The sequence below is a fragment of the Roseobacter sp. GAI101 genome, assembly GCF_000156335.1.
Taxonomy (GTDB): Bacteria; Pseudomonadota; Alphaproteobacteria; order Rhodobacterales; family Rhodobacteraceae; genus Sulfitobacter.
Map to the genome: position 1 here is coordinate 1,713,223 of NZ_DS999213.1, position 16,993 is coordinate 1,730,215.

Here is a 16,993-nt window from a genome sequence, read left to right on the forward strand (position 1 = left end):
TTCGCGTTGTCGGTCAGCGCTTGCATGTCCGCAAGCAATAGAAACTGCTGATGATCGTTCTGGAACTTCAGGCGATTGCGCAGTGAGCCGGCATAATGGCCGATATGCAGCGGGCCGGTTGTCCGGTCGCCAGTAAGGATGATGGGTTTCATTTGTGTGCCTTTTCATAGAAAGGTGCCGCACAGCGTAATGTAAGAAAACAAAAAAGGCCGCCATACGGCAGCCTTGGGTTTAATATATATCGCTCCAGCTGCCTTCTTAAAAAGACAGCCGCCAGTTCCGTGCGATGTTAAACATTTTTTCCATAACATTCCGATAGCTATAGCTAATCGTCAGGTCAAGTGCGTTAAGTTCTCGTTTCCTTTTCAGGACCAAACACACGTCTTCATCTCATGCAGATAAAAGTAGCCGCTCCACATCGGAAGCAGCTACTTTTCTATTGACAGGCCTTGCGCACACTATTGGTTGCTTTTGAGAAGCCTTTTCCTTTTTCTGCCTAAAGCTCAACAGGCGCGATTAACCACACTTACTATGCCCGCAGCTGCCGCAGGTCATGCAGCCTTCGACCATGCGCAGATCGTATTGGCCACAGCTGCTGCAGGCTTTGCCGCGGGGCGCATCAAGGCCCACGACCTTGGCCTGTGGATCCGTCTTCAGACCAAGCCCCTCGCCGGCGATAAAGCCTGTCGCTATCATGTGTTGCTCGATCACGCCGCCAATCGCGGCCAGCATCGACGGGATGTACTTGCCGCCCAACCATGCGCCGCCACGGGGGTCAAAGACCGCCTTCAATTCTTCCACGACAAATGACACGTCGCCACCGCGCCGGAACACGGCCGAGATCATGCGCGTCAACGCAACCGTCCAGGCGAAATGCTCCATGTTCTTGGAGTTGATGAAAACCTCGAACGGGCGACGGTGTCCGCCCATGATCACATCATTCACAGTGATATAAAGCGCGTGTTCGCTGTCGGGCCATTTGATCTTGTAGGTCGATCCTTCAAGTTCCTCCGGACGGTCCAGCGGTTCGGACATATAGACCACTTCGCCGCCTTCTGATGGCATCGGCTCGGGTGCGACCTCGCCCGGGGCATTATCGGTGGTCTCTGAAACCGATAGAACCGACCCGGTCACATCGTTGGGACGGTAGGTGGTGCAGCCTTTGCAGCCCTGATCCCATGCGGCCATGTAGACGTCCTTGAAGGCATCAAAGCTGATGTCTTCGGGGCAGTTGATCGTCTTGGAGATGCTTGAGTCGACCCATTTCTGCGCCGCCGCCTGCATCTTGACGTGGTCCAGGGGGGCCAGCGTCTGGGCGTTTACGAAATAATCGGGCAAAGGCGCGTCGCCTTTCAGGTCACGCCACATCTGGACGGCATAATCCACGACCTCTTCTTCGGTGCGGCTGCCGTCTTTTTGCAAAACCTTGCGGGTGTAGGCATAGGCAAAGACCGGTTCGATGCCGGAACTGACATTGCCGGCGTAAAGACTGATTGTGCCGGTCGGCGCGATCGAGGTCAGCAGCGCATTCCGGATGCCGTGTTCCTTGATTTCGGACCGGACATCCTCGTCCATCTGCTGCATCGTGCCGGACGCAAGGTAGGCGTCCGCGTCAAACAACGGGAACGCGCCCTTTTCCTTGGCCAGATCGACAGAGGCCAGATAGGCAGCCCGCGCAATGGCCTTGAGCCACGCTTCGGTCTGGGCCGCCGCTTCGTCGGATCCATAGCGCAGGCCGACCATCAGCAATGCATCGGCCAGACCCGTCACGCCAAGACCGATCCGGCGCTTGGCTTTCGCTTCGGCTTTCTGCGCCTCGAGCGGGAATTTCGATACATCGACGACGTTGTCCATCATCCGCACGGCCGTGGCGACCAGCTTGTCCAAGGCGACCACATCCAGATGCGCCGTCTTGTCGAAGGGGTCCGCAACCATGCGCGCCATGTTGATCGACCCTAACAGACACGCGCCATAGGGCGGCAAGGGTTGCTCGCCGCAGGGGTTGGTCGCAGCGATCGTTTCGCAATAGCTCAGGTTGTTGGCCGCATTGATCCGGTCGATGAAAATCACACCGGGTTCGGCAAATTCGTACGTTGCCTTCATGATCCGGTTCCACAAATCGCGCGCCTGCACGGTACGATAAACCTTGCCACCGAATTGCAGATCCCATGACTGATCCGCCTTGACCGCGTCCATGAACGGGTCAGTGATCAGAACCGACATGTTGAACATCCGCAGGCGGGCCGGATCGGATTTTGCGGCAATGAAGTCTTCGACGTCAGGGTGGTCGCAGCGCATCGTCGCCATCATCGCGCCGCGGCGGGATCCTGCGGACATGATCGTACGGCACATCGCGTCCCACACATCCATAAAAGATAACGGGCCGGACGCATCAGCGGACACACCCAGAACATCCGCGCCCTTTGGCCGGATGGTCGAGAAATCATAGCCGATGCCACCGCCCTGCTGCATGGTCAAAGCGGCTTCTTTCAGCATGTCGAAAATGCCGCCCATGCTGTCTGGTATGGTGCCCATCACGAAGCAGTTGAACAATGTCACGCGCCGCGCAGTGCCCGACCCTGCAGTGATGCGACCAGCGGGCAGGAATTTGAAATCCTCCAGCGCTTCAAAGAACGTCTCCTCCCAGACTTCAGGGGCGTCCTCGGTCTGCGCCAGATCACGTGCAATCCGCCGCCACGTGTCCTCGACCGTGACATCACGTGCCGCACCTTCGGCATCTTTGAAGCGGTATTTCATGTCCCAGATCTGTTCGGCGATAGGGGCGGCAAATCGTGACATAGTCGATTCCTTGAAAGCTTTTCGGAGAGGCCTCACCTTACCGCAAACATATCGACAAGCACAACAGTTTGAAGCCTGCGATAGATGAGCTACATAATGTCGTGTGGGATTGGAGAGAATCTGTGAATAACTGCGTAAACCTCGTAAAATTATCCGTCGGCACCGAGACGATCGCGGACCTTGCCGCATGGCAGGCCACAAAACGTGCCCAAACGCCCGAAGGTTTCCCGCGTCACGTCACCCGCATGTGGCCAAAAAGAGAATCCGAGATCATAAACGGCGGGTCGATGTATTGGGTCATCAAAGGCAGCATCCAGTGCCGTCAGAAAGTCATCCGCCTCGACGAATACGTCGGCCAGGACGGCATTCGGCGCTGCGCAATCGTGCTCGACCCCGAATTGATCGAAGTCCAAAGCAGCCTGAAACGTCCGTTTCAGGGCTGGCGTTATCTGGCACCCGCTGATGCACCATCCGACCTGCCAGCAGGCCGCGCTCAGGAAGAGCCGATTCCAGTCGAACTCAATCGGGCGCTGGCTGAAATCGGTGTGCTCTAACGGCAGCCGCCGCTCTCGGTTGAGGCTGCAGGATTTGAGTTTATTTTGCAAAATGAAGACGACAGGTTGGTTCTGCCCCTCTTCATTTTGCCCTTAAACTCCCGCCGGAGGCATCTTGAAAAAGAAATTGCGCGCAAGCGCAGCCTTTGGATCAACCCAGCTTTTCAAGCAGTGCAGCAAAGGTCTTGCGGTCCCGTTCATCCATATGCGCGGTGCGGCTGCGCCATAAGGTTGCCTGCGACTTGAGGATCAAGCCATCCGATAGGATCTTAAGGTGGTTGGCCCTGAGCGTTTCACCGCTGGATGTAATATCCGCGATCGCCTCGGCAGTCTCGTTTTTGATCGTGCCTTCCGTCGCCCCCTGGCTGTCGACAAGCGCATAATCCGCAACCCCGGCCCCACGCAGGAATTCCCGAACAAGACGGTGGTATTTCGTTGCAATCCTCAGTCTGAACCCGTGCGTGTTGCGAAACGCCGCAGCGGCCGCGTCAAGATCATCCATCGTGTCAACGTCAATCCAGGCGTGCGGCACGGCAATGATCAGATCCGCATGCCCGAAGGCAAGTTCTTCGACCGAGCTGACCAATTGATCCCACAAGGCCAGTTTTTCCTGGATCAGGTCGGTGCCCGTCACGCCAAGGTGGATCCGTCCGGCAGCCAGTTCACGCGGGATCTCGCCCGCCGACAAAAGCATAAGCGACACATCCTCGATGCCCTCGACTGCCCCGGCATACTCACGTTCGGACCCGGTGCGCTGCAGCGTTATCCCCCGCGCCGCGAACCATTCAAAGGTTTTCTCCATCAACCGTCCCTTTGACGGCACCCCCAGCTTGATCGTCATTGACCGGCCTCCAGTTCCAGCATCAGGCCCGGGCGCATGACGCCGCCAACCGCCGGGATTTCCCCGCCCTGTCCCAGCCTGCGGGTCAGCGCGTCATAGCGGCCGCCGCTTGCGATTGCAGGCAGATCGGGCCGCCGGTCGGCGCGAAACCCAAAGACAAACCCGTCATAATATTCCATCGACACCCGACCAAAGCTTGCCTCGAACATCAGCGTTTCGGTCTCGACCCCGCGGGCTTCCAACGCTGTCGCCCGTGCGGCCACACGCTCGACCGCAACAGAGATCGCAGGCAGATCGACCGCCAGATCCCGCAGCTGGCTGATCGCGTGAGGCATGGTTTCGCGAATGTCCAGCACGCCCTGGATCAGTTCGACCTGCCCTGCCGAAAGGGGCGCGGCGTCGGCATCTTCACGCAGCGCGGTGATGCGCGCCTCGATTTCGGGCCCACTGCGCAACCCGATCAGGGGCGCATCCGAAAAGGCCTGCCCCGCCAGCAGGGCCGCACGCGCAGGCGGCACCGGCGTCTTGCCAGCAAAGCGGTCCAGCAGCGCACGAAACCGGCGTGGCCGCCAGATGTGGCGCATCAGCGCATCCTTGCGCCGGCGCGTTGTGTCCAACCCTGCGACGGCAGCCATCAGGATGCCGATGTCCCCTGTCACGGCACTGACGGGCAGCCCACGCAAAGCATGCGCAATCAGGGCGAACACCTCGGCATCGGCCGCGGCCGGATCGGTTCTGTCGAAGACTTCATAGCCGACCTGGATGAATTCATTCGCCCGCGCCGGATCGCTTTCCTGACGGCGAAACACCTCGCCTGCATAGGTATAGCGCGCGGGGTCGGCCCCGTGGGCCATATGCATCTGCACCACGGGCAAGGTGTAATCGGGCCGCAGCATCTGTTCACCGCGCAAGGCATCCGATGTCACATAGGCGCGCGCGCGGATATCTTCGCCATAAAGGTCCAGCAAGGTTTCCGCAGGTTGCAGGATCGGGGGCTCAACCACGACGGCACCCTGCTCTTCGAACGTCATGCGCAACATGCCAGCCTTGGCAAGCGTCTGTGATCGGGTCGGCATCAGCGGTTCAGCTCCAGAATTTCGCGCACCTTTGCCACCAGATCGGCGCGGGGTACCTCGTATTGGCTGGGGCGGTCCTTCCACTCCTCAAGAGTGGCGTTTTCCGCGATCTTCGCACCAAGGATCAAATCCTTGATCTGCACCATCCCGTTGTCGAATTCATCCCCCCCGGCGATCACCGCGACGGGGCTGTTGCGGCGGTCTGCGTATTTCAGCTGATTGCCGAAATTCTTGGGGTTGCCCAGATATACCTCGGCCCGGATACCTGCCTGCCGCAGTTCGGCGACCATCGCCTGATAGTCGGCCATGCGCGCCTTATCCATCACGGTCACAACAACGGGGCCGATGGCATCGCCGGTCAACCGTCCCTTGGCGTGCAGCGCGGCCAACAGCCGGTCAACGCCGATGGACACGCCCGTGGCAGGCACCTCCTGGCCGGTAAAGCGCTTGACCAGATCGTCATAACGCCCGCCCCCGGCGACCGACCCAAAGTTACGCACGCGCCCCTTCTCGTCCTTGATCTCAAAGGTCAGTTCTGCCTCGAAAACAGGACCGGTGTAATAGCCAAGGCCGCGCACGACCGACGGGTCAATCTCGACCCGGTCGGGGCCATAGCCACCCGCTGCCATCAGATCGGCAATGGTCTCCAGCTCATCCACGCCTTGTACGCCTGTCGACGATCCCGCAACCAGTTCCCGCAACCGCGCCACAGTTTCCGCACCGGTATCGCGCTTGGCCTGCATGAAACCCATGACGACGTCGGCCTGCGCATCCGTCAAACCCGCCCCGTCGGTAAAATCACCACTGTCGTCCTTCCGCCCCGCCCCCAGCAAGGCACGCACGCCGTCCAGCCCCAGCCGGTCCAGCTTGTCGATCGCGCGCAAAACGATCCCACGCTCGGATGCAAACTTGTCAGGGTCGGTCGGGTCAAGCACGCCTGCTACCTCCATCACCCCGTTCAGCACCTTGCGGTTGTTCACGCGCACGATGTAATCGCCGCGCTCGATCCCGACTTCCTCAAGACAATCCGCCAGCATCGCGCAAATTTCCGCATCGGCAGCCACCGAAGGCGCGCCAACCGTATCGGCATCACATTGATAGAACTGACGAAACCGCCCCGGTCCGGGCTTTTCATTGCGCCACACAGGCCCCATCGCATAGCGGCGATACGGCGTCGGCAGATCATTGCGGTGCTGCGCATAGACACGGGCAAGCGGCGCGGTCAGATCATAGCGCAACGCCAGCCAGTCACCGGGCTTGTCCGCGTCCGCGTCTTCCTGCCATGCAAAAACCCCTTCGTTGGGGCGATCCACGTCGGGTAAAAACTTGCCCAAGGCCTCGACTGTCTCGACACCCGAACTTTCCAAAGCATCAAAACCATAGCGATGATACACCCCGGCAATCTTGCGCAGCATTTCGGCCCTTTGGGTAACTTCGGCACCGAAATAATCACGAAACCCCTTTGGCGCTTCGGCCTTGGGGCGGGGGGTCTTGTTTGGCTTGGCCATGGGATCACATCCTGTGGGCTGAACTTTGCGCCTCGCATCTACCCCACCCCCCACGCAAGAGCAAGCAAACCCCACCATCTTCTCTGGCTCTCAAATATCCTCGGGGGAACGGCGCAGCCGTGGGGGCAGACAGCCCCCATACGACAGTTGCAATGCCCACTGCCCTCACTTATCTGCGCCCTGACCCCCAGCATATGCGCTGAACGCAAAAGGACACCTGATGGACAAGCTCGAAGAACAACTCGCTCACCTCATGCGCTCCGTCGATGACCTGTCAGATGTCGTCGCCCGCCAAGAGACCGAGATCGCAACCCTGACCCGGCGCGTTCACATGCTGATGCAGCGCGAGGGCGAACGCGAAGCGGCGGGCAGCGAGGGCATCGTGTTGGGAAATGACCGCCCGCCCCACTACTGAATTCAGCCCGCCAGAGGGTCGGCCGTTACCCTCCGCCCGATCTGCACCTTATCCCCCTCAGATTTCTTCGACTTCCATGACGCCGCTCAGCGACCGGATCGCGCCCTTGATCTTGGGGGTCATCGGATATTCCGAACACAGGTCCACCTCGACCTCGCCGGGCAGGCTTGGGTCGATCAAGCACAGCTGTATCGGCCCCTTGCCCGCTGATTTCGCAGCGGATCGCGCACCGGCAAGCACATCGGCCACCGCTTGAATGGCTGCGGCTTCCTGGACGAAAATCCGCAGGCCCATATTGCCTGCATCGGCCACGACGTCGTCAATCGCGGCGACGGAACGGCCCAGCAGCTTCAGCTGATCGCTTTCCATCGTCGCCTCGACCATCACGACAACCTTCGATCCGGTCTCCAGATGATCGCGCGCCAGTTCCAGCGTGTCCGAAAACAGCGTGACTTCGTAAGCCCCTGTCGGATCAGACAGTTGTGCAAAGGCAAAGCGGTTGCCGCGCGCCGATTTGCGTTCCTGCCGCCCCGCGACAACGCCCGCAAGCCGCGCGTTCATCGCGCCCTTGATCGACACCTTTTCGGTCAATTCATCCAGCGTCAGGAACGGCACGCCGCCACTTGCCGATTTGCGCTTCATCGGCCCCATGTAGTCGTCCAGCGGGTGGCCAGACAGATAAAAGCCGACGGCCTTGAACTCCTCGGTCAGGCGTTCGGCAGCCTCCCAATCATCGCAGGGCAGGATGCGCGGCTCGGGCAGGTCATCGCCCGCCTCGCCGAACAAGGACACCTGATTGGATGCTTTTTGTTCATGGATGGCGGCGGAATAGCTTACCAGCCCGTCCAGCGCGTTCCAGACCCGGCGGCGGTTGTTGTCCAACTGGTCAAACGCACCCGACCGCGCCAGCATTTCCAGCGGCCGTTTGCCCACACGTTTCAAATCAACCCGCCGCGCAAGGTCGAACAGCGTGGCGAAAGGCCGGTCCACCCCTTCGATCTTGCGGCCCTGGGTGATCAGTTTCATCGCCTCGACGCCCACATTCTTCAATGCGCCCAGCGCATAGACCAAGGCCCCCTCCACCACTTTGAACATCGCATCGCTGCGGTTCACGCAAGGCGGCACCCACGGCAGTTCAAGCCGCTTGCGCACCTCTTCGAAATACACCGCCAGCTTGTCGGTCAGGTGAATATCGCAGTTCATCACACCGGCCATGAATTCAACCGGATGGTTCGCCTTGAGCCACGCGGTTTGATAACTGACCACGGCATAGGCGGCAGCGTGGGATTTGTTGAAGCCGTAGTTGGCGAATTTTTCCAAAAGGTCAAAGACTTCAGACGCTTTTTTCTTGTCGACACCATTGGCCATCGCACCCTTTTCGAACTTGGGGCGCTCCTTGGCCATTTCCTCGGCGATCTTCTTACCCATGGCGCGGCGCAGCAGGTCAGCGCCGCCAAGCGAATAGCCCGCCATGACCTGCGCAATCTGCATCACCTGTTCCTGGTAAACGATGATCCCCTGGGTTTCCTCAAGGATGTGGTCAATCGACGGGTGTACGGATTCGCGCTCCTTGATCCCGTTCTTGACTTCGCAATAGGTCGGAATGTTCTCCATCGGGCCGGGACGATACAGCGCCACAAGGGCCACGATATCCTCGATACAGGTCGGTTTCATCCGTTTCAGGGCATCCATCATGCCGCTGGATTCCACCTGAAACACAGCCACCGTCTTGGCGCTGGCATAAAGCTTGTACGACGCCTCGTCGTCCAGCGGGATGGTGGCGATATCGTCGATCAGACCTTCGGGGGGGGCAAACAGTTCGGTCCCGTCTGCGGCAATATGCAGATGGCGGCCCGATGATTTGATCTGGTCCACAGCATTCTGAATGACGGTCAGGGTTTTCAGCCCGAGAAAGTCGAACTTGACCAGTCCGGCCTGTTCCACCCATTTCATATTGAACTGGGTCGCGGGCATGTCCGATCGCGGGTCTTGATACAACGGCACAAGCCGGTCCAGCGGCCTGTCACCGATCACCACGCCCGCCGCGTGGGTTGACGCGTTGCGCAGCAGCCCCTCGACCTGCTGACCGTAGTCCAGCAGCCGTGCCACGACCTCTTCGTTGCGGGCTTCGTCACGCAGGCGCGGCTCGTCCGCAAGCGCCTTTTCGATGCTGACGGGTTTGACGCCTTCGACCGGGATCATCTTGGACAGACGGTCCACCTGACCGTATGGCATCTGCAAGACCCGCCCGATGTCGCGGACCGCCGCCTTGGACAGCAGCGCACCAAATGTGATGATCTGGCCCACCTTGTCGCGCCCGTATTTGCGCTGCACATACTGGATCACCTCTTCGCGGCGATCCATGCAAAAGTCGATATCAAAGTCGGGCATCGATACGCGTTCGGGGTTCAGAAACCGTTCAAACAGCAGTTGATAGCGTAGCGGATCAAGGTCGGTGATCGTCAGCGCATAGGCCACCAGCGACCCCGCACCCGACCCCCGCCCCGGCCCGACCGGAATGTCATGATCCTTGGCCCATTTGATGAAATCCGCAACGATCAGGAAATAGCCAGGAAACCCCATGCCCTCGATGATGCCCAGCTCGAAGTCCAGCCGCTTTTCGTAGTCCTCGACGCTGGTCGCGTGGGGGATCACCTTCAGCCGGTTCTTCAATCCTTCATGGGCCTGCCGCTTCAATTCCTCGATCTCGTCATCGGCAAATTTCGGCAGGATCGGATCGCGGCGGTAGGCCATGAAGGCGCAGCGTTTTGCGATCTCGACCGTGTTATCGATCGCCTCCGGCAGATCGGCAAACAACGTCACCATCTCGGATTGCGACTTGAAATAATGCTGCGCCGTCAGACGCCGCCGGTCCTGCTGCTGATCGACATAGGCCCCGTCCGCAATACAGATCAGCGCATCATGCGCCTCATACATCGACGTTTTCGGAAAATAGACGTCGTTGGTCGCCACCAGGGGGATGCCCATGGCATAGGCCATTTCGACAAAGCCGCGCTCGGTCAGGCGTTCAGCTTCGGGTTGGCCATTTTCGCCCGGATGGCGCTGCAGCTCGACATAAAGCCGGTCGCCAAAGGCCCCGTGCAACCGCTTCATCAACGCCTCGGCGGCCGGTGCCTGCCCTGTTTGCAGCAACTGCCCCACAGGGCCGCCAGCGCCACCGGTCAAACAGATGATGCCCGCGCTCAACGACTCAAGCTGGTCCAGTGTCACCTCGGGCAGCGCGCCGCCCTTGTCGATATACAGACACGAATTCAGCTTCATCAGGTTCTCATAGCCCGGTTCGGACTGTGCCAGCAGCACCACAGGGGCAGGCAAGCGCGGCTTTTCACCCGGCTGCGCCTGAACATAGGCTAGATCGACCTGACAGCCGATGATCGGCTGAACCCCCGCGCCCGACATGGCTATGGAGAATTCCAGGGCCGCGAACATGTTGTTGGTGTCGGTCAGCGCCATGGCGGGCATGCCCGCCGATTTGCACAGATCAGGCAGCTTTTTCAGCCGCAATGCCCCTTCCAGCAACGAATATTCCGAATGGGTGCGCAGGTGTATGAATCGGGGTGTGTGTGCCATGCCCCATGCTTAGGCCAGCCGCGCCCGCGCCACCAGACCCGCATCGCATCCACGCCCAATTTTCCGGCACCGGAAAGTGCCGCTGGGGCATGCGCTGTCGAAACCACTTGCCAATCCCCCCTGCGCCCGCCTAGCCTTGACCACTAATTGCCCGCGCCACGTTCTACGTCGCATCGAACCTCGCGCATATCTGGGCCCCGGTACCGCGGCGGAACGAACCTATGGACATCACTTTTCGCCTGAACGGGGAAGTCGTGTCGCTGACCGGCATCTCCCCCACCACGACCCTGCTCGACTGGCTGCGTGAAACACGTCACCTGACCGGCACCAAAGAAGGCTGCAACGAAGGCGATTGCGGCGCGTGCAGCGTCATGATCAGCGACGAAAGCGGGCACCGCGCCCTCAATGGCTGCATCCTGTTCCTGCCCCAAATCAACGGAAAATCTGTCACCACCGTCGAGGGCCTCAGCGCGCCTGACGGCACACTCCATCCTGTCCAGCAAACAATGATCGACCACCACGGCAGCCAATGCGGCTTTTGCACCCCCGGCTTCGCGGTCAGCATGGCGACGGCCCACCTGAACGGCACCACAGACCACGACACGCAGCTCGCCGGAAACCTGTGCCGCTGCACCGGTTACGCCCCGATCATCCGCGCCGCAAAAGCCGCCGAAACCCAGCCCGTCCCCCAACACCTCAAAAACCTTCGTATTCCAAATGGACAAAAATCCTCGGGGGGGCCGGCGCAGCCGGATGGGGGTAGACAGCCCCCTCATCATATCCAACCCGCCACCACCGATGATCTGGCGCACTGGTACGCCGCTAACCCCGATGCGACGCTGATCGCCGGAGCCACGGATGTCGGCCTTTGGGTGACCAAGCAGTTCCGCGACCTCGGGGCCACCGCCTTTCTGAACCGGATCGACGATCTGCGCGGCATCACCGACGCGGGCGATCACTGGCGGATCGGGGCCATGACCACCATCGCTGATCTTGAGGCGCATTTCGCCTCTCACCACCCCAGTCTCGCGACGATGCTGCGCCGCTACGGGTCTGCCCAGGTCCGCAATGCCGCGACCATCGGTGGCAATATCGCCAATGGCTCGCCTATCGGGGACGGGTCGCCTGCATTGATCGCCATGGGGGCCAAACTTCACTTGCGACAAGGGGATACCCGACGAACCCTCCCGCTCGAGGATTTCTTTATCGCCTACGGCAAACAGGACCGTCGCCCCGGCGAATTCGTCGAAGCCATCACAGTTCCGAAACAGCCGGACACCTTGCGCTGCTACAAGCTCAGCAAGCGGTTCGATCAGGACATCTCGGCGGTCTGCGGCTGCATCAACATTACCCGCGATGGCGACATCATCACCGATGCCCGCATCGCCTTTGGCGGCATGGCTGGCACTCCGAAACGCGCCAGCCGAACCGAAACCGCACTGCACGGCCAGCCCTTCACCGCCCCCACGATGCACCGCGCGATGGAAGCCCTCGCGCTTGATTTTCAACCCCTTTCGGACATGCGCGCCTCTGCGTCATATCGTTTGCAGACGGCCCAAAACATGCTGCTGCGTTACCTTCACGAGGCGGACGGTGTTCAAACCGACCTGCAGCAGGTGACCGCATGAGCGTCGCCAAGCCCCTGCCCCACGACGCCGCGCGGCTGCATGTCACCGGTGCCGCACGCTATGTCGATGACATCCCGACGCCCTCGGGCACGCTGCACCTTGCCTTTGGCCTCAGCACCTGCGCTGCGGGAACGATCACCGGCATTGATCTGAGCGCCGTGCAAGACGCTCCCGGCGTCGTCGATGTGCTTGTGGCCGGCGATCTGCCCTTTGCCAATGATGTCTCCCCCTCGAACCATGACGAACCGTTGCTGGCGACCGAGGCTGTGCACTATGCGGGCCAGCCGATCTTCATGGTCGTTGCCACCAGCCATCTTGCGGCGCGCCGCGCGGCCCGACTGGGGCAGGTCGATATTGACCAGACCGACCCCATCCTCACCATCGAACAGGCGCTTGCCGCCAACAGCCGTTTCGAGGACGGCCCGCGCATCTACCAAAAAGGCGACGCCGCCGCGGGCCTGAAAAAAGCGCCCCAGACCCTGAACGGGACGATCAATATCGGCGGGCAGGAACATTTCTATCTGGAAGGCCAAGCCGCCCTTACGCTGCCGCAGGACAATGGCGACATGGTCGTCCATTCCTCGACCCAGCACCCGACCGAAATTCAACACAAGGTCGCCGAAGCCCTTGGCCTGCCGATGCATGCGGTGCGGGTGGAAACCCGGCGCATGGGGGGCGGTTTCGGCGGAAAGGAAAGCCAGGGCAACGCCTTGGCGGTGGCCTGCGCGGTCGCTGCGGCAAGGACCGGGCGCGCCTGCAAGATGCGCTATGACCGCGATGATGACATGATCATCACCGGCAAGCGCCACGATTTCCGCATCGACTACACTGTCGGGTTTGACCCTGACGGGCGGATCACTGCGCTGGACTTCACCCATTACACCCGCTGCGGCTGGTCTATGGACCTGTCCTTGCCCGTGGCCGACCGTGCGATGCTGCACGCAGACAACGCCTATCATCTGGATAACATTCGCATCACCTCGCACCGGCTGCGCACCAACACCCAAAGCGCAACTGCATTTCGCGGCTTTGGCGGCCCCCAGGGCATCGTCGGTATCGAACGGGTCATCGACCATATCGCCCTTCATCTGAACGCAGATCCGCTGGCGGTCCGGCGGGTGAATTATTACGCCGATGCACCCTGCGACAGTGTCCAGACGACCCCCTACCACCAGCCCGTCACCGACGGCATCATCAACACGCTCACGGACAGGCTGGTTGAAACCTCGGACTACACAGCCCGTCGCGCGGCGATCCGGGACTGGAACGCCAGCCAGCCGGTTCTCAAACGCGGCATCGCGCTGACGCCGGTAAAATTCGGCATTTCCTTCACGCTGACCCACCTGAACCAGGCCGGGGCGCTGGTCCATGTGTATCAGGACGGGTCGATCCAGTTGAACCACGGCGGCACCGAGATGGGACAGGGCCTGTTCCAAAAGGTCGCCCAAGTTGCCGCCAGCCGCTTTGGCGTGGATGTCAGTCTGGTCAAGATCACCGCGACGGACACTGGCAAGGTCCCGAACACCTCGGCCACGGCGGCGTCTTCGGGCACGGATCTGAACGGAATGGCCGTGCAAGCCGCCTGCGATACGATCCGCGACCGCATCACGGAACATCTGGCAAAGCTTCATCAGGTTTCGCCCGAAGCCGTGACATTTTCCGGCGGCATGGTGACTGTGGGCAATCAAAAGATCACCTTTGCCGATGCCGTCGCCTCTGCCTACGTGCACCGCGTATCGCTGTCGTCGACGGGGTATTACAAAACGCCGGATATTGAATGGGACCGCATCGCGGGGCGCGGTCAGCCGTTTTTCTATTTCGCCTATGGCGCTGCGGTCACCGAAGTGGTGATCGACACGCTGACCGGCGAAAACCGTATCCTGCGGGCTGATATTCTGCATGACGCCGGGGCGTCCCTGAACCCGGCACTGGACATCGGCCAGATCGAAGGCGGCTATGTCCAGGGGGCCGGATGGCTGACCACCGAAGAATTGGTCTGGGACGATCACGGCACCCTGAAAACCCATGCACCGTCGACCTATAAAATCCCGGCCTGCTCTGACCGGCCCGATGTGTTCAACGTCGCCTTGTGGGATCATTCGAACCCCGCGCAGACGGTATACCGGTCCAAGGCAGTCGGAGAGCCACCCTTGATGCTGGGGATTTCCGCGGCCATGGCGCTGTCGGACGCGGTCAGCGCCTGCGGCCCGGGCTACGGTGATCTGCAAACACCCGCGACTGCCGAAGCAGTGCTGGCAGCCGTCCTCAAGACCCGCGCATGAACGACGCCGTATACATAGAAATCACCGCCGTGCGCGGCTCGACCCCGCGCGACGTCGGCACGGCGATGAAGGTGACCGCACACGAGATCGCAGGCACGATCGGCGGTGGCGCGTTGGAACACCAGGCGATCATGACCGCACGCCAGATGCTTTCCGACGGACGCGCCATGCAGACCCTCAAGATTCCGTTGGGCCCGAACCTGGGGCAATGTTGCGGCGGGGCCGTCACCTTGCGGTTTTCCCACGAGGAACGGCCGACCGACGCAGAACCGACCCCGACACATGGCCCCCTGCTCTCTGGCCCGCCGCGAAACCTGTGGCTTTGGGGGGCGGGCCATGTCGGACGCGCCGTGGTTGCCCATGCGCCGGCCAAGGCGTTCGACATCACCTGGGTCGATCGGGACCTTGACCGTTTTCCTGCCGTCTTGCCTGACGCGGTCACCGTGGTTCCCGCCCTCGATATGCCGCGTCTCGCCCTGCGGGCACCGCTGGATGCGCACCACCTGATCTTCACCTATTCCCACGACATCGACCTGGCGCTCTGTGCGGCGCTGCTGACACGCAGTGCGGCCAGCATCGGGCTGATCGGTTCGGACACGAAATGGGCCCGGTTTTCCAAGCGTCTGGACGCGATGGGCCTTGACCCCTCGCAGATCACCTGCCCCATTGGCGACAAAAGACTTGGAAAACGCCCCTCGGACATTGCACAAGGGGTCGTCGCCACATTGCTGGCCGACGCAAGAGCAGACGCACCATCAAAGGCCACCGCATGAATCCACCCCTTCTTGCCCTTTCCGGACTGACCAAAGCCTATCCCGGCGTCGTTGCAAATGACGACGTGTCCCTCACCATCGCGCCGGGCGAAGTCCACGCGCTGCTGGGGGAAAACGGTGCGGGGAAATCCACGCTGGTCAAGATGATCTACGGGTTGGTCAAACCTGACAGCGGCGTGATGCGGATGCACGGTACCCTGTTCAGCCCCCAGGAACCGCGCGCGGCAAGGGCCGAAGGCGTCGGCATGGTGTTTCAGCACTTTTCGCTTTTCGATGCGTTGAGCGTCGCGGAAAATATCGCCTTGGGGATGGAAAATGCCCCGAGACTGGGTGTTCTGAGCCAGAAGATCACCGAAGTGTCCGAAGCCTATGGCCTGCCGCTGTCGCCCGACCGGATTGTAGGTGATCTGTCCGCAGGCGAACGCCAGCGGGTCGAAATCATTCGCTGTCTCCTGCAAGATCCAAAGCTGCTGATCATGGACGAACCCACGTCGGTCCTGACCCCGCAAGAAGTTGAAATCCTGTTCAAGACGCTGCGCAAGCTCAGTGCCGAGGGCACGGCGATCCTGTATATCTCCCACAAGCTCGAAGAGATCCGTGCCCTGTGTGACAGCGCCACGATTCTGCGGCTGGGCAAGGTCGTGGGCCATTGCACACCCTCCGAGACGTCGGCCCGCGACATGGCCGAGATGATGGTTGGCAGCACGCTCAAGACGCCGCTGCGCGCGGACAAGACCCCCGGTGGCGTGTTGTTGGAGCTGCGCGGGCTTAAGGCGAAATCCCCTAGCGCGTTTGGCATGCCCTTGCGCGATATCTCTGTGCAAGTGCGCGCGGGCGAAGTGCTTGGCATCGGGGGCGTCGCGGGCAATGGTCAAGACGAATTGCTGGCAGCCTTGTCGGGCGAAACGCTGTCGGCCAAGGATATGGTCTGGTTCAAGGATCAGGACATTGGCCCCCTTGGTCCCACCGCAAGGCGCGCTTTGGGCGTTCTGACCGCCCCGGAGGAACGGCTGGGCCACGCCGCAGCACCCGACATGTCCTTGACAGAAAACGCGATGCTGACGGGGGCGGTGCGTGAAAATCTGGTGCGCGGCGGAATGCTGAACTGGCCTGCGGCCAGGCGTTTTGCCGAAAAGATCATACAGGCATTCGACGTGCGCACCCCCGGTCCCGGCAATGCCGCACGGTCCTTGTCCGGCGGGAATTTGCAGAAATTCGTGATCGGTCGCGAGGTGTTGCAACGGCCCGAGGTATTGGTGGTGAACCAGCCGACATGGGGTGTCGACGCCTCTGCCGCCGCTGCGATCCGGCAGGCGCTGCTGGACTTGGCCGATAACGGTGCCGCCGTTATTGTGATCAGTCAGGATCTGGACGAGTTGATGGAGATTTCAGACCGTTTCGCCGCCCTGAACGAAGGGCGCTTGTCTGAACCGCGCCCCGCGCAGGGGCTGACGGTGGACGAGATCGGTTTGATGATGGGCGGTGCCCACGGGATGGAGGTCGCGCATGTTTGATCTGTTGCAGGT

11 protein-coding genes and 1 pseudogene are annotated in these 16,993 nt (G+C 60.9%); 6 read left to right on the forward strand and 6 right to left on the reverse strand.

From position 1 onward, the window contains the following. Nucleotides 1–152, reverse strand: a pseudogene (locus RGAI101_RS22370) (tryptophan--tRNA ligase); the annotation flags it as partial. A gap of 364 nt (nt 153–516) precedes the next feature. After that, nucleotides 517–2,799: an adenosylcobalamin-dependent ribonucleoside-diphosphate reductase gene (locus RGAI101_RS08060; protein ID WP_008227815.1), complete on the reverse strand. Its 2,283-nt coding sequence runs from the start codon at nt 2,797–2,799 to the stop codon at nt 517–519. Nucleotides 2,800–2,921: 122 nt separating this feature from the next. Between RGAI101_RS08060 and RGAI101_RS08065 the strand changes: the two genes are divergently transcribed. Beyond that, complete coding sequence (locus RGAI101_RS08065) at nt 2,922–3,353, forward strand: DUF1489 family protein (RefSeq protein ID WP_008226520.1); 432 nt, start codon at nt 2,922–2,924, stop codon at nt 3,351–3,353. 151 nt (nt 3,354–3,504) lie between these two features. On the opposite strand, the gene hisG is transcribed toward RGAI101_RS08065, so the two are convergent. From hisG to hisS, 3 genes are read right to left on the reverse strand one after another with little or no spacing between them, the layout of a single operon-like run. Further along, complete coding sequence (gene hisG, locus RGAI101_RS08070; protein ID WP_008228087.1) at nt 3,505–4,194, reverse strand: ATP phosphoribosyltransferase; 690 nt, start codon at nt 4,192–4,194, stop codon at nt 3,505–3,507. Next, nucleotides 4,191–5,270: an ATP phosphoribosyltransferase regulatory subunit gene (locus RGAI101_RS08075; protein WP_008225934.1), complete on the reverse strand. Its 1,080-nt coding sequence runs from the start codon at nt 5,268–5,270 to the stop codon at nt 4,191–4,193. The genes hisG and RGAI101_RS08075 overlap by 4 nt, the downstream gene beginning before the upstream one ends. Continuing rightward, a complete protein-coding gene (gene hisS, locus RGAI101_RS08080; RefSeq protein ID WP_008226948.1) occupies nt 5,270–6,778 on the reverse strand; it encodes a histidine--tRNA ligase in 1,509 nt (502 codons plus the stop codon). The genes RGAI101_RS08075 and hisS overlap by 1 nt, the downstream gene beginning before the upstream one ends. A gap of 220 nt (nt 6,779–6,998) precedes the next feature. Between hisS and RGAI101_RS08085 the strand changes: the two genes are divergently transcribed. Continuing rightward, nucleotides 6,999–7,193 carry a SlyX family protein gene (locus RGAI101_RS08085; protein WP_008227426.1) on the forward strand — a complete coding sequence of 65 codons (195 nt, stop codon included), beginning with the start codon at nt 6,999–7,001 and terminating at the stop codon, nt 7,191–7,193. A gap of 57 nt (nt 7,194–7,250) precedes the next feature. Here RGAI101_RS08085 and dnaE read toward each other — a convergent pair whose 3' ends face one another. Next, nucleotides 7,251–10,784: a DNA polymerase III subunit alpha gene (gene dnaE, locus RGAI101_RS08090; RefSeq protein WP_008228635.1), complete on the reverse strand. Its 3,534-nt coding sequence runs from the start codon at nt 10,782–10,784 to the stop codon at nt 7,251–7,253. A gap of 221 nt (nt 10,785–11,005) precedes the next feature. Between dnaE and xdhA the strand changes: the two genes are divergently transcribed. From xdhA to RGAI101_RS08110, 4 genes are read left to right on the forward strand one after another with little or no spacing between them, the layout of a single operon-like run. Beyond that, nucleotides 11,006–12,412, forward strand: coding sequence for a xanthine dehydrogenase small subunit (xdhA, locus tag RGAI101_RS08095; RefSeq protein WP_008225253.1), 1,407 nt, complete (start codon nt 11,006–11,008; stop codon nt 12,410–12,412). After that, nucleotides 12,409–14,694 (forward strand): xanthine dehydrogenase molybdopterin binding subunit, encoded by a 2,286-nt coding sequence (gene xdhB, locus RGAI101_RS08100; protein WP_008228109.1) that lies wholly within the window; start codon nt 12,409–12,411, stop codon nt 14,692–14,694. Before xdhA ends, xdhB begins: the two co-directional genes overlap by 4 nt. After that, nucleotides 14,691–15,467 (forward strand): xanthine dehydrogenase accessory protein XdhC, encoded by a 777-nt coding sequence (gene xdhC / locus RGAI101_RS08105; RefSeq protein ID WP_008227838.1) that lies wholly within the window; start codon nt 14,691–14,693, stop codon nt 15,465–15,467. Before xdhB ends, xdhC begins: the two co-directional genes overlap by 4 nt. Next, entirely contained in the window at nt 15,464–16,981 is a 1,518-nt protein-coding gene (locus tag RGAI101_RS08110; RefSeq protein ID WP_008227407.1) for an ABC transporter ATP-binding protein, read from the forward strand. Before xdhC ends, RGAI101_RS08110 begins: the two co-directional genes overlap by 4 nt. Nucleotides 16,982–16,993: the final 12 nt, after the last annotated feature.

Excerpts from the sequence above, each read along its gene's own strand:
- RGAI101_RS08060 (WP_008227815.1), bottom strand. The coding sequence starts at position 2,799 with ATGTCACGATTTGCCGCCCCTATCGCCGAACAGATCTGGGACATGAAA.
- hisG (WP_008228087.1), bottom strand. The coding sequence starts at position 4,194 with ATGACGATCAAGCTGGGGGTGCCGTCAAAGGGACGGTTGATGGAGAAA.
- RGAI101_RS08075 (WP_008225934.1), bottom strand. The coding sequence starts at position 5,270 with ATGCCGACCCGATCACAGACGCTTGCCAAGGCTGGCATGTTGCGCATG.
- hisS (WP_008226948.1), bottom strand. The coding sequence starts at position 6,778 with ATGGCCAAGCCAAACAAGACCCCCCGCCCCAAGGCCGAAGCGCCAAAG.
- RGAI101_RS08085 (WP_008227426.1), top strand. The coding sequence starts at position 6,999 with ATGGACAAGCTCGAAGAACAACTCGCTCACCTCATGCGCTCCGTCGAT.
- dnaE (WP_008228635.1), bottom strand. The coding sequence starts at position 10,784 with ATGGCACACACACCCCGATTCATACACCTGCGCACCCATTCGGAATAT.
- xdhA (WP_008225253.1), top strand. The coding sequence starts at position 11,006 with ATGGACATCACTTTTCGCCTGAACGGGGAAGTCGTGTCGCTGACCGGC.
- xdhB (WP_008228109.1), top strand. The coding sequence starts at position 12,409 with ATGAGCGTCGCCAAGCCCCTGCCCCACGACGCCGCGCGGCTGCATGTC.
- xdhC (WP_008227838.1), top strand. The coding sequence starts at position 14,691 with ATGAACGACGCCGTATACATAGAAATCACCGCCGTGCGCGGCTCGACC.
- RGAI101_RS08110 (WP_008227407.1), top strand. The coding sequence starts at position 15,464 with ATGAATCCACCCCTTCTTGCCCTTTCCGGACTGACCAAAGCCTATCCC.